General features: G+C 56.4%; 1 protein-coding gene. It reads left to right on the plus strand.

The features are described from left to right. Positions 1-1,823, plus strand: a 1,823-nt coding sequence (locus tag P1U71_RS16355; RefSeq protein WP_301106717.1) for a tetratricopeptide repeat protein, incomplete at its 5' end; no start/stop codon positions are given. Between the last annotated feature and the right edge of the window lie 141 nt (positions 1,824-1,964).

Here is a 1,964-nt window from a genome sequence, read left to right on the forward strand (position 1 = left end):
TGATGCGGGTGGCAGCGCGCGCCTGGCAGAAAAATGATTCCACCACGGCGCTCGGAATTTATGCCACCGCCGCAAAGCAGCGACCGACAGATCCCGCGCCATATCTTAAAATCAGCGAAATTCTCCGAAAAACCGGTCGCCCGCAAGAGGCCATCACCGTTTATCAGCGGGTTCTCGCCTTCGATGCAACCAATCTCGCGGCACATCACGGCATTGGCTTCAGCCATCTGCAGATGGAAAAACCCTATCTCGCCTCCCAGTCCTTTACGAACGCGCTTCAAATCGACGATAATGACAGCAAGTCGCTTGGCGGCCTCGCTGTCGCGCTCGACAAGGCAGGGGATCATGAAAAGGCGCAAAGCTATTATCAGCGCGCCGTCAAGGCAGACCCCAATAACCTCAATCACAAGAGCAACCTGGCTCTCTCCCTCGCCCTTTCCGGCAAGACCGAACAGGCGATCGCGATTTTGAAGGTGGTTACAGAAACCCCGGGCGCAACGGCGCAGCATCGCCAGACCCTGGCGCTTGCCTATGGGCTGGCCGGAAAATCCGGTGAGGCGCTGAAATACTCCCGTATGGACCTCTCTGAGGAGGATGCCCGCAATAATGCGCTTTATTTTGAGGCATTAAACAGCGATACGGATGAACAGGTCGCCTCGCTTGATGATCAGATCAAAAAGATGAAGGCCTCCCATGATACTGTGGTCGCCGAAGAACGGGCAAAAGACACAATGCCGCGCCTGCCGGAAAATCCGGATATTCTGGTTTCCCGCCTGGATGAGGAACGGCTGAGCACGAATGCTACGACGGCCAAGAAATCAGCTCCGTCCCAGACGGAGCCGAAAAGCCTCGTCCCGGCATCGAATGCGCCGATGATGATGGCAAAATCGGAGGCTCCGGCATCGAAAGCGGCACCGGTAAAGGATGTCGCTCCGGTTGTGGTTGCCAAGAAGGCGACACCAAAACCGGAAGAAAAGCCGGTCGTCCTGGCCGCGAAAGAAGTTAAGGCGCCCGCCGAAAAGCCCGTCACCACGGCGATGAAAAAACATGAACCGGCAAAAGAAAAGCCTGTCACTTTCGTAAAGAAAGAGGCAACGCCGGTGATGGAAAAGCCTGTTACCGTCGCGAAGAAGGATATGGACCCCAAAGACGCCACGTCACCCTCCGAAAAGCCGGTGACCTTCGTGAAGAAAGAAAGCAAACCGGTTGAGAAACCGGTCACCATGGCAAAGGCAGAGTCACCTGCCCCGGCCCGTGAATGGACGCTGGATCAGAAAGCAGCCCCGGTTTTATCCAAGAAGAGCGAGCCCGTCGTTGCCAATCTCCCGGCGGACACGGCTCCGGCTGTTAAGAAAGTAAACCTGGTGCCGGGCAACATGCCCATCAATGGCGAGGTTAGTGCCTATAAGCCCGATGGCGGCAGCTACTTCCTGCAGATCGGTTCCTACAAGGAAAAGACGGATGCAGAAAAAGGCTGGAAGATTGTGCAGACCCAGAATGTCGATCTGCTCGGCGGTGTCGATCCCGTTATTCAGGAGATCGACCTCGGTGAGGATAAGGGCGGCCTGTTCTATCGTCTGAAAATCGGCGGCTTCTCTGACAAGGTTCGGACGATGCAGCTCTGCGGTAGCCTTCGGGACCGTGAGTTTGATTGCTTCATGCCGGTGGCACCGAAATCGAAAACACCGGTGAAGAAGGACAGCACCCCCTCCCTCGCCCCGAACCAGCGGATGGTGGATGGCGGCAATACTGGCAAGCCCACCGCACCAACAGATCAGCCCCTGACGGCCGACTTCGGAGAAGGCTTTAACGGCGCCCTCTAACAAGCAAACAGAACACAACAACAAGCGGGCCGGTTTATCATCGGCCCGCTTTTTTATGCAGAGATCCCTTCGCGATATTTCCCCCTGTTGATAGGCGCAAGAGGACGCCGCATCCTTCTTTACGGGCTGGTGCTCGTCGCC

Origin of the sequence: Sneathiella sp., from assembly GCF_029233945.1 — a bacterium.
In the GTDB taxonomy this organism is placed as follows: domain Bacteria; phylum Pseudomonadota; class Alphaproteobacteria; order Sneathiellales; family Sneathiellaceae; genus Sneathiella.